Source organism: Xenorhabdus littoralis, from assembly GCF_033949345.1.
Lineage (GTDB): Bacteria > Pseudomonadota > Gammaproteobacteria > Enterobacterales > Enterobacteriaceae > Xenorhabdus > Xenorhabdus littoralis.
This window is the reverse complement of record NZ_VCDP01000054.1, coordinates 1-10,565: the sequence shown is the minus strand read 5'-3', so window position 1 is coordinate 10,565 and position 10,565 is coordinate 1. Positions and strand designations below refer to the sequence as shown.

9 protein-coding genes, 1 tRNA gene and 1 pseudogene are annotated in these 10,565 nt (G+C 44.6%); 9 read left to right on the top strand and 2 right to left on the bottom strand.

The genetic code is table 11. From position 1 onward, the window contains the following. Together FE394_RS13745 and FE394_RS13740 are read left to right on the top strand one after the other, a co-directional pair. Nucleotides 1-501 (top strand): hypothetical protein (locus FE394_RS13745; protein ID WP_319926933.1); only part of this gene is annotated, 501 nt, incomplete at its 5' end. Nucleotides 502-589: 88 nt separating this feature from the next. Continuing rightward, the gene (locus FE394_RS13740) at nucleotides 590-1,204 is read left to right on the top strand and encodes a hypothetical protein (RefSeq protein ID WP_319926932.1); all 615 of its coding nucleotides are present in this window, start codon (nucleotides 590-592) and stop codon (nucleotides 1,202-1,204) included. Between the two features lie 59 nt (nucleotides 1,205-1,263). On the opposite strand, the pseudogene FE394_RS13735 reads toward FE394_RS13740, so the two are convergent. Together FE394_RS13735 and fldB are read right to left on the bottom strand one after the other, a co-directional pair. Then, nucleotides 1,264-1,500 (bottom strand): annotated as a pseudogene (locus FE394_RS13735) (tyrosine-type recombinase/integrase); the annotation flags it as partial. Nucleotides 1,501-1,743: 243 nt separating this feature from the next. Continuing rightward, nucleotides 1,744-2,262: a flavodoxin FldB gene (gene fldB, locus FE394_RS13730; protein WP_319926936.1), complete on the bottom strand. Its 519-nt coding sequence runs from the start codon at nucleotides 2,260-2,262 to the stop codon at nucleotides 1,744-1,746. A gap of 263 nt (nucleotides 2,263-2,525) precedes the next feature. Between fldB and xerD the strand changes: the two genes are divergently transcribed. The 7 genes from xerD to FE394_RS13695 all read left to right on the top strand — a co-directional run bounded on the left by xerD (nucleotide 2,526) and on the right by FE394_RS13695 (nucleotide 10,373). After that, entirely contained in the window at nucleotides 2,526-3,401 is an 876-nt protein-coding gene (xerD, locus tag FE394_RS13725; protein WP_319926935.1) for a site-specific tyrosine recombinase XerD, read from the top strand. 32 nt (nucleotides 3,402-3,433) lie between these two features. Next, complete coding sequence (dsbC, locus tag FE394_RS13720; protein WP_319926931.1) at nucleotides 3,434-4,135, top strand: bifunctional protein-disulfide isomerase/oxidoreductase DsbC; 702 nt, start codon at nucleotides 3,434-3,436, stop codon at nucleotides 4,133-4,135. Nucleotides 4,136-4,258: 123 nt separating this feature from the next. After that, nucleotides 4,259-5,998 carry a single-stranded-DNA-specific exonuclease RecJ gene (gene recJ / locus FE394_RS13715; protein ID WP_319926930.1) on the top strand — a complete coding sequence of 580 codons (1,740 nt, stop codon included), beginning with the start codon at nucleotides 4,259-4,261 and terminating at the stop codon, nucleotides 5,996-5,998. Between the two features lie 119 nt (nucleotides 5,999-6,117). Then, a protein-coding gene (gene prfB / locus FE394_RS13710; protein ID WP_319926929.1) for a peptide chain release factor 2 occupies nucleotides 6,118-7,216 on the top strand; the annotation gives its coding sequence in 2 pieces (ribosomal slippage) (nucleotides 6,118-6,192 and nucleotides 6,194-7,216; 1,098 coding nt in all). A gap of 9 nt (nucleotides 7,217-7,225) precedes the next feature. Further along, the gene (lysS, locus tag FE394_RS13705) at nucleotides 7,226-8,740 is read left to right on the top strand and encodes a lysine--tRNA ligase (RefSeq protein WP_319926928.1); all 1,515 of its coding nucleotides are present in this window, start codon (nucleotides 7,226-7,228) and stop codon (nucleotides 8,738-8,740) included. Nucleotides 8,741-8,911: 171 nt separating this feature from the next. Beyond that, a tRNA-Gly gene (locus FE394_RS13700) sits at nucleotides 8,912-8,985 on the top strand. Between the two features lie 173 nt (nucleotides 8,986-9,158). Next, on the top strand, nucleotides 9,159-10,373 hold the full coding sequence (locus FE394_RS13695; RefSeq protein WP_319926934.1) for a tyrosine-type recombinase/integrase: 1,215 nt from the start codon (nucleotides 9,159-9,161) through the stop codon (nucleotides 10,371-10,373). The last annotated feature ends 192 nt before the right edge of the window (nucleotides 10,374-10,565 follow it).

Genomic DNA, 10,565 nt, shown 5'->3' with positions numbered 1-10,565 from the left:
GAGATAGCTTTGGTGATCGGTGAACCTTACGAGGCTATGCGGCAGCGCTCCAGTGCGGAAATTGCCCCACAAGGTACCAGTAACATCGGGTTCAGAATCCCAAAAACCAATGCACGCTTACGCTTTATCGACCCGAAATATGGATTTATTACCCCTCCAGCCCGATTCTTTGCTGTCCTATACGCAGATGATGTCATCACTAGTGTACGCATGTCACCGCAAATCGAGCCATTGCTCTATGACGATGCGATCAAAATTGTCTTGGATTTACAAGAGCAGTGGCGTAAAGCGGGTTGGGTGATGGTTAAAGGGTATAAACCCTTAGTGAATACACCAGAATTGTATGAAAATCTTCGTCGTATGAAAGGTGGTGCAGGAACGACCTATTGGCAAGCTGCTGATCAATATCAGATTATGCTGAGTTTAGCCTTTTTCAAGGACGACAAACATCCCAATGACGAACGCTATTTGATCACAATGGTAATTTATAAACCGTGGTAATTAGGGGATTAGCACAAACCAAGATGGGTGTGAGAATATTATTTTTCACACCCACTATTCAGGATAGTTCTTCAGGACGAGGTGTAGAATGAGCTTATTACAACAAATTAGTCGGCGACGTGGTGGGTTGGTTTGCGCATTATTAATCGTTCTCAGTTTGACCACCACCTATCTTTACCATTCTTTTTATTCCGATAAACCAGAGATAGCTTTGGTGATTGGTGAACCTTACGAGGATATGCGACAACGTTCCAGTGCCGATATTGCTCCTGATCTTCCTGGTAAAATTTGGTTCAATATCCCAAAAACAGATGCGCGTTTACGTTTTACCGATCCAAAATACGGGTTTGTTACCCCAACTGCCCGATTCTTTGTCGTTAAATTCAATAATGGAATAATCGAAAGTGTACGCATGTCGCCACAAATCGAGCCATTACTCTACGATGATGCGATCAAGATTGTCTTGGATTTACAAGATCAGTGGTGCAAAGCAGGTTGGGTGCTTACTAAAGGGTATCAATCCTTGGCTAATACACCCGAATTGCATGAGAATCTTCGCCGTATGAAAGGTGGCGCTGGAGCGACCTATTGGCAAGCTGATAATCAGTATCAGATTAAACTGAATTTGGGACGTTTTAAAGATGACCGGCATCCTGATGAAGAGCGGTATTTGATCACATTAGTGATTTCCAAACCGTGGTAAGCAGGGGATAGCACAAACCAAGATGGGTGTGAGAATATGATTTTTTCACACCCACTATTTTTTTCCCAACGGGCAAATTTCAGCTCACTGGAGCGGACAAAGGTCAATAGTGTCAGTTCGACGGTGATCCGTGTCAGTCAGTGTCCACTATAAGAAAACAGACGGATCAGAAAATCGGTTAAACGTTCATGGAATAGGGCGGTGTAATGACGGGATTTTACGGTAGTGAGTGCCCCTGTCATATCATTGGCAGGGTTAGAATCAATAATATCATTCTGGACGGCATAGCGCATGATAGTGCGGTGGTACTTCATGCGCCAGTATTTAAAGGCGCGTAAAGTGACTTCCAGATAGAGACCGTCACCATCGATAAGTACCCCTGATTAGCTCCTTGCTGCATATTGATTGCAACAGGCTAAACTAGACTTGAAATAGAAAAATGTGTTGATTTGGTACAGATTGTTATACAGGGCTGGACTCCAATGGAAGTCGGAGTGCTGCCCGGATCAGAACCGTGATCAGACAGAACTATGCTCAGATCAAAACAACGCTTCCATTTCAGTCAGGATTTGCATACACCATTCGCTTAAACGGTCATCTGTTTGTTCAAATTGGTGTACATCGTCCAGTGCTAATCCGACGAACTGTTTACCATCATCAGACAGGGGTTTTGGACTGGTAAACTCATAACCTTCTGTTGGCCAGAACCCAATAAACTGTACACCTGTCGGGCGAAGATGGTGATACAACATGCCCAGTGCATCCAGAAACCACTCACTGTAATCAATCTGATCCCCCATGCCATACATCGCAACAATTTTTCCTGCCAGATCTAACGATGGAAGCTGATCCCAAATTGCCAGCCAATCTTCCTGTATTTCACCAAAATCCCACGTAGGAATACCGAGGATCAGGACAGAATATTCTTCCATTAATTGGGGATCGCAATCCTTGACATTATGCAGGTCGATCAGATCTTCACCGAGTATGTCGCGTATTTTTTCTGCTACCATTTCTGTATAGCATGTACTGGAACCGTAAAATAGACCAATTTTCATCATTATTTATCAGGGAATTGTGAACATCAGGGGCAGTATTGTAACAGAATAATTGCTTTTTCAGGCATAATAGCCGACAGGAAAACACTGGCCGACAGAAAGGCGCAGATAGAAAGGTTCAGATAAAAAGGCGCAGGTAAAAAGGAGGGGCAGTGCCAAAAAAACATAACCTATCAGAAAATGCATCATCGAAAAAGCATTCATCGGAAAACGATTCACAGACACAACATTCAACGGAATCGCATCCATCGGAAAATCCCCTCATAGAGCAATTTCTGGATGCCATCTGGCTGGAAAAAGCTCTGGCTGAAAATACTCTAGCGTCTTACCGGCTTGATTTACAAGCCTTGAACAACTGGCTGGTAAATTATGGTCATGATTTACTTTCTGTACACTCTCTGGAATTACAATCATTCTTGGCTGAGCGGGTGGATGGCGGTTATAAAGCCAGTAGTTCAGCTCGATTGTTGAGTGCAATGCGTCGATTGTTCCAGTATCTTTATCGTGAAAAGATACGGGAGGATGACCCGACAGCATTATTATCTGCACCTAAATTGCCTAAACGTCTGCCCAAGGACTTAAGCGAAAAGCAGGTTGAGGATTTGCTTAATGTTCCTCTAACTGACCAACCAATTGAACTTCGCGATAAGGCTATGCTTGAAGTGCTTTATGCTTGTGGACTGCGTGTTTCAGAGTTGGTTGGCCTGACATTATCGGATGTAAGCCTGCGTCAGGGAGTGGTGAGAATAGTGGGCAAGGGTGATAAGGAAAGGTTAGTTCCTTTAGGAGAAGAGGCAGTTTACTGGCTGGAAAAATATCTGGAATATGGACGACCGTGGTTATTGAATGGTTCTGTGTCCGATGTTTTTTTTCCCAGTAAGCGGGGAACGCAGATGACCCGGCAGACTTTTTGGCATCGAATCAAACACTATGCCATATTGGCAGGAATTGATGCTGAGCGCTTGTCACCTCATGTTCTGCGCCATGCTTTTGCAACACATCTACTTAATCATGGTGCGGATTTACGGGTTGTGCAGATGTTATTGGGCCACAGTGATCTCTCCACAACTCAGATTTACACTCATGTAGCAACTGAACGTCTTAAGATGCTGCATCAACAACATCATCCTCGCGGCTGACTGCGAAGAAGATGGAAATATAGGAACAAACAATGAAGAAGATTGCGTTTTGCCTTTCCTTATTATTGACGGCTTTTGCCAGCAATGCCTTTGCTGATGAAAGCCCTATCAATAAATCACTGTCTAAGATGGGGTTAAAAGCAGAGAGCGTCACTCCATCGCCTGTTTCCGGTGTAAGTTCGATTTTAACCGATCATGGCACTATTTATATGTCCAATGATGGTAAATATCTGCTACACGGGCCACTCTATGATATTAGTGGTAGCGCCCCCAAAAATGTCAGTAATCAGGCGTTGATAAAGAAAATGGACACCCTGAAAAGTCAGATGATTATTTATAAGGCGCCGAAAGAGAAACATATTGTGACTGTTTTCACTGATATTACTTGTGGTTATTGCCATAAATTGCATGAGGACATGAAAGAATATAACGATCTTGGGATCACTGTCCGTTATCTGGCTTTCCCTCGTCATGGTCTGGGACACCAATCGGCAAAAGATATGCAGTCCGTCTGGTGCAGTGCGACGCCAAATAAATCACTGAATGCGGCTTTCAAAGATGAAAAAATCTCCCCAATCAAAGAATGCAAAATTGATATCGCAAAACAATATCAATTAGGCCTTCAATTTGGTGTTCAGGGAACGCCTGCGATTATCCTTAACGATGGCAAAGTAATCGGCGGTTATATGCCACCGAAAGAGTTGTTATCAACGCTGGAACAGAGCGGTGAATAATCGGCAATACATTTATTTCACCCACTGAATCTGTAAACAGCTGTCAGTGAACAGCTATTAGTGAACAATCGTCAGTGAACATTAGCCAGTGAATAAAACCAGTGAACAACATCCGTGAATTCCGTGAATAGAGAAACACAACTCCGTCGCCGACTGGCGGCGGACTCCTGCCATCTTCCCGACGATATCCATCCGTTATTGCGTCGTTTATACGCCATGCGTGGCATACGTCAGGCTGATGAGTTAGAACGTGGTGCAAAGGGATTGCTCAATTACCAATCCCTTAATGGTATTGAACAAGCAGTCTCCTTACTTGTAACCGCACTTCATGAACATTGGCGCATTGTGATTGTCGGAGATTTCGATGCGGATGGCGCAACCAGCACTGCATTGAGCATTCGCGCCTTACGGACGATGGGGTATCGTAATCTTGATTATCTTGTTCCGAATCGTTTCGAAGACGGTTATGGATTAAGTGTTCAGGTTGTTGATGAAGTTGCTAAAAAAGGCGCTGACCTGATTATCACTGTGGATAATGGCATCTCCTCCCATGATGGCGTCACCGTGGCCCATCAACATGGCATCAAAGTGATTGTCACCGATCACCATTTGCCGGGGGAAACATTGCCCGCCGCAGACGCCATTATCAATCCCAATTTGGTTGATTGTACTTTTCCATCTAAGTCGTTAGCGGGTGTCGGTGTCGCATTTTATCTGATGTCTGCGCTTAGGGCGGAATTGCGAAAATTAGCCTGGTTTGAACAGCAAGGCATTCCACTGCCTAATCTGGCTGAATTGCTGGATTTAGTGGCATTAGGCACTGTCGCGGATGTGGTTTCCCTCGATACCAATAACCGTATTTTGATATATCAAGGTTTGAACCGCATTCGGGCAGGACGCTGCTGTGCTGGTATCCGGGCGCTGCTTGAAGTATCCAAGCGGGAACCGGCAAAACTCGCTGCCAGTGATTTGGGATTTGCATTGGGACCTCGATTAAATGCAGCGGGACGGCTGGATGATATGTCGGTTGGAGTCGCATTATTGCTGACAGATGACATGGTGCAGGCCCGTCAAATTGCTTGTGAGCTGGATGGTTTGAACCAAACTCGCCGGGAAATTGAGCTGGGCATGCAACAAGAAGCCTTGCAGATTTGCGATACAATCGAGAGAACTCATACCCAGTTACCTTACGGCTTGGCGATTTACCATCCGGAATGGCATCAGGGTGTAGTAGGTATTCTGGCATCGCGGATTAAAGAACGTTTTCATCGTCCGGTCATTGCTTTCGCCCCTGCTGGCGACGGCACACTAAAAGGCTCGGGTCGTTCAGTGAATGGCTTGCATATGCGTGATGCACTTGAGCATCTTGATACCTTGCATCCGGGATTGATGCTGAAATTCGGTGGTCACGCAATGGCGGCGGGATTGTCGATTGAACAAGACAGATTTGACCTGTTTCAGCGTTATTTCTCCGAACTGGTGGCAGACTGGCTGGACATTACACAGCTTGAAGGTGTGGTCTGGAGTGATGGCGAACTGGCACTGGGAGAACTATCTCTGGAAGTAGCCGAAATCCTGCGTGACGGCGGCCCGTGGGGGCAGTCATTTGCTGAACCTGTTTTTGACGGCAAATTCAAAGTACTGCAACAGCGAATCGTTGGTAAAAATCATCTGAAAGTCATGCTGGAACCACTACATGGCGGGCCGATGCTAGATGGCATAGCATTTAATATTGATACCAACTTCTGGCCGGACAACAGCATCAAAACAGTAGAACTGGCTTACAAACTGGATATCAACGAATTTCGCGGTAATCGGGACGTTCAGCTTCTGATCGAACACATCTGGCCTTTGCCGCATTGATTGTGTGGTAAATCTCAGAAGTGCTATAAACCCTTTGACAGATCCGTTAGAATACGCGGTTCGAAAATATCCATGCGACCATCATTTACTCATAATACACAACGTATAAGACACAAAATATGTTTGAAATTAATCCGGTAAAAAACCATATTCAGGACCTGTCTGAGCGGACAGTCGTTCTGAGGGGGTATCTTTGACTATGATGCCAAGAAAGAACGCTTAGAAGAAGTTAATGCTGAACTTGAACAGCCTGATGTCTGGAATGAGCCGGAACGGGCACAGGCGTTGGGTAAAGAGCGTTCATCACTGGAAAGCATTGTAGAAACCATTGAGCAGCTCGAGCAGGGATTGGAAGACGTAAACGGGCTGCTGGAATTGGCAGTTGAAGCTGATGATGAAGAAACCTTCAATGAAGCTGTCGTTGAATTGGAACAGCTAGAAGAGAAACTTGGGCAGCTTGAATTCCGTCGTATGTTTTCTGGTGAATATGATAGTGCAAACTGCTATCTTGATCTTCAGGCGGGTTCCGGCGGTACAGAAGCACAGGATTGGGCCAGCATGTTGATGCGTATGTATCTGCGTTGGGCTGAATCCAAAGGCTTCAAGACCGAAATCATTGAAGAATCTGATGGTGACGTTGCAGGCCTGAAATCCGCAACCATCAAAATCATCGGTGAATATGCTTATGGTTGGCTGCGTACAGAAACAGGCGTTCATCGCTTGGTACGTAAGAGTCCTTTTGACTCCGGTGGTCGTCGTCATACATCATTCAGTTCTGCCTTTATCTATCCAGAAGTGGATGATGATATTGATATCGAAATCAATCCGGCAGATTTACGTATCGATGTATACCGTGCTTCTGGTGCTGGTGGTCAGCACGTCAACAAAACTGAATCTGCTGTACGTATCACCCACGTACCGACTGGCACCGTAACTCAGTGTCAGAACGACCGTTCTCAGCATAAAAACAAAGACCAGGCGATGAAACAGTTGAAAGCGAAACTGTACGAACTGGAAATGCAGAAGAAGAACGCAGATAAACAAGCAATGGAAGAGAACAAATCTGATATCGGTTGGGGCAGTCAGATCCGCTCTTACGTTTTGGATGATTCCCGCATTAAAGACTTGCGTACCAGTGTTGAAACCCGCAACACGCAATCTGTGCTGGATGGTGATTTGGACAAATTCATTGAAGCCAGCTTAAAAGCTGGTCTATGAGGAACTAAAATGTCACAACAACAGCAGGGAGCTGAACAGGCTCCTGACTTAAATAACGAACTGAAAACCCGCCGTGAGAAACTGTCTGCTCTGCGCGACAGCGGCATTGCTTTCCCAAATGATTTTCGTCGCGAAAACATTTCCGAAGATCTGCATGCAAAATACGATGACAAGACTAAGGAAGAACTGGAAGAGCTGGGCATCGAAGTGACCGTTGCGGGTCGCATGATGACTCGCCGCATCATGGGCAAGGCATCTTTCGCAACCTTACAGGACATGGGCGGTCGTATTCAGATCTACGTTTCCCGTGATGATCTGCCGGAAGGCATTTATAACACTCAGTTCAAGAAATGGGACTTAGGTGACATTTTAGGTGCGCGTGGTAAGTTGTTCAAAACTCAGACAGGTGAACTTTCCATCCACTGTACTGAACTGCGTCTGCTGACTAAAGCATTGCGTCCACTGCCGGATAAATTCCACGGCTTGGCGGATCAGGAAACTCGCTATCGTCAGCGTTATCTGGATCTGATCTCGAATGATGAATCACGCAAGACATTCCAGATCCGTTCCCACGTGATGTCTTCATTGCGTAACTTCATGAGCAACAAAAACTTCATGGAAGTTGAAACGCCAATGATGCAGGCGATCCCAGGCGGTGCAAGTGCGCGTCCATTCATCACGCATCATAATGCCCTGGACATCGACATGTACCTGCGCATTGCCCCGGAACTTTACCTGAAACGTCTGGTTGTTGGTGGTTTTGAGCGCGTTTTCGAAATCAACCGTAACTTCCGTAACGAGGGCGTTTCTCCGCGTCATAATCCAGAGTTCACCATGATGGAACTCTACATGGCTTACGCGGATTACCAAGATCTGATCGCTCTGACCGAAGAACTGTTCCGTACTTTGACTCAGGAAGTATTGGGTACAACATTGGTACAGTATGGTGAGCAAGAGTTTGATTTCGGCAAACCTTTCATCAAAATGACCATGAAAGAAGCGATCTGCAAATATCGTCCGGAAACTAATATAGCGGATCTGGATGATATGGATAAAGCGGTTGTTATCGCGAAATCTCTGGGCATTGACGTTGAAAAAGGTTGGGGCTTGGGTCGTATTCAATGTGAAATCTTTGAAGAAACCGCAGAAAGTCACCTGATTCAGCCGACATTCATTACAGAATATCCGGCAGAAGTTTCTCCTCTGGCACGCCGTAATGACGACAACCCATTCATTACAGATCGTTTTGAATTCTTCATTGGTGGTCGTGAAATTGGTAACGGCTTCTCGGAGCTGAACGACGCAGAAGATCAGGCAGAACGTTTTGCTGAGCAGGTTCGTCAGAAAGACGAAGGCGACGACGAAGCGATGTTCTACGATGAAGACTACGTTACCGCACTGGAACACGGCTTGCCGCCAACAGCGGGCTTGGGGATTGGTATCGACCGTATGGTGATGTTATTCACTAACAGCCATACCATCCGCGACGTTATCCTGTTCCCGGCAATGCGTCCGAACAAATAATCATTTTTGATTAAAAATAGCCAAACGCCTTGTCAGGTCAGCCGGACAGGGCGTTTTTTATTTTATAAGGAGAGATTAAATAACAGAATGAAATATAGATAAAATGTAAAGGTGAACCACTTGCTGGGGTTCAGTAAGAAGTATATATTTAACGGCATTCACATCGTTTCTGCGAGTGTAGTTCAATGGTAGAACGAGAGCTTCCCAAGCTCTATACGAGGGTTCGATTCCCTTCACTCGCTCCAGAATAACCTCTCTTGAAGTCAATAAAAGTCCACTAAATCCAGTGAAATAAAATAGTTATCAGTATTTCATTATCTCTAAGTCTGGTGTTGTCTTTCTAAATCTATGCAATTTGTTGTATAGTTTTTTGTATAGAATTCCCTATGCATTTTCTTCTATACAATATTGGTGGGTTATGAAGCTGACAGACTTAGTGATCAAGCGAGCTAAAGCAAAGGAAAAAGCCTATACGTTGGCGGATGGCAACGGGTTATCTTTGTTAATTGATACTAATGGCTCGAAAGGCTGGCGATATCGCTATCAATTTGCTGGTAAAACGAAAATGATTTCGCTCGGTGTTTATCCAGTAGTAACACTTACCGAGGCCAGAGCCAAACGTGATGAAGCAAGGAAGCTAGTTGCTAACGGAATCAATCCTAGTGAAGCAAGAAAAGCAGAAAAGATATCCGCAGCAAACCTGATAGAAAATACATTCGAAAATATAGCCCATGAGTGGTATGAGAAGCGAGTTGATAGGTGGTCTTCTTCTTATGCAGAAGAAATGATGGAAACCTTTGAAAAAGATGTTTTCCCCTATATAGGCAGCAGGCCAATTGCTGAGATTAAGCCTATGGAATTAATGGCGATCTTATCTCGAATAAATGATCGGGGTGCAACAGAGAAATTAAGAAAAGTACGTCAGCGCTGCGGAGAAGTGTGGAAATATGCAATTATTACTGGCAGAGCTGAATATAATCCCGCACCTGATTTAGCATCCGCATTTGTCACGCCTAAAAAAACACACTACGCATTTTTAATGACTGATGAGCTGACAGAATTCTTTAAAGCCTTAAATTCTTATACTGGTAGTTTTATGGTGAAAATGGGGATGAGATTGCAAATGATAACAGGTGTTCGTCCCGGTGAATTACGCAAGGCTGAATGGTCAGAGATTGATTTTAATAAATCTCAATGGGAAATACCTGCTGAAAAAATGAAAATGCGTCGTCCTCATATTGTTCCATTATCTAAGCAGGCTGTTGATATTTTAGAACAGATGAAGCCAGTTACAGGCCAAGGAAAATATCTTTTTCCCGGCAGAACAAATCAATCACAACCCATGAGTGAAATGGCATTAAATGTATTAATCAGGCGCATTGGCTACGCAGGGCGCGTAACAGGTCACGGATTCCGCCACACCATGAGCACTATCTTACATGAACAAGGCTATAACACCGCATGGATTGAAACACAGCTTGCTCACGTAGATAAAAACAGCATTCGGGGGACTTACAATCATGCCCAATATCTGGAAGGACGCAGGGAAATGCTGCAATGGTATGCGGATTATATGGAGCTGCTGGAACGGGGTGAAAATGTGCTGATTGGAAAATTTGGCAAAAAGGCGTAAACATGCGGTTATTTTTCACACTGTTGTGCCTGGGGCACTAAAGCCTGTTTCTCATACAATATACAGATGGTTGGCAAAAGAACGTAAAGTAACGGTTATTTTTTGTACCGTGTTGGCAGTGCCAACAGTGACTGCTTTTCATACAACATATGGTTAGAGAGCCAATACTTCTTATAAACCGATAAATTTTAC